1 protein-coding gene is annotated in these 559 nt (G+C 53.1%); it reads right to left on the reverse strand.

Translation table 11 applies throughout. From position 1 onward, the window contains the following. Positions 1–559 (reverse strand): peptidoglycan DD-metalloendopeptidase family protein (locus ACTHUT_RS21630; RefSeq protein ID WP_440419868.1); only part of this gene is annotated, 559 nt, incomplete at both ends.

Genomic DNA, 559 nt, shown 5'->3' on the forward strand with positions numbered 1-559 from the left:
TAATTTGCCGGATTGACTGGTTTGCCGTTTTGACGGATTTCAAAGTGCAACTGAGTGCGGGATGCATCGGTATTACCCATGTGCGCAATGGTTTGACCGCGTTTCACGGTTTGGTTTTCATTAACCAGCAGGCGTTGGTTGTGACCGTATGCGCTCAAGAATGAGGAGTTGTGTTGGATGATGACCAAGTTGCCGTAACCGCGCAAGCCTGAGCCTGCGTAAACGACTTTACCGTCTGCCGCTGCAACAACAGGCTGGCCTTGCGTACCGGCGATATCCACACCTTTGTTGCTGCCGCCGAAGTTGGCGATAACGTTACCGGTAGTCGGACGCTGCCATGTGATGCCGCTGACGTTGCGGCTGCTGCCGGTAGATACGGTTGGTGTATTGGCAGGAGTGCTTGGAGTCGGAGCAGTGGTTGTAGTTATTGGCGTAGAAGGTTTGCTTGCAGAAGCTGCAGGTGCAACGTAGCCTTCAGGTTTCACACGGAGGGTTTGACCAATGCTGATGGTGTTGTCGGCCAAGTTATTCCATGCGCGCAGATTGTCTTGGGTAATGC

It is taken from the genome of Neisseria sp. P0022.S010 (assembly GCF_051956635.1).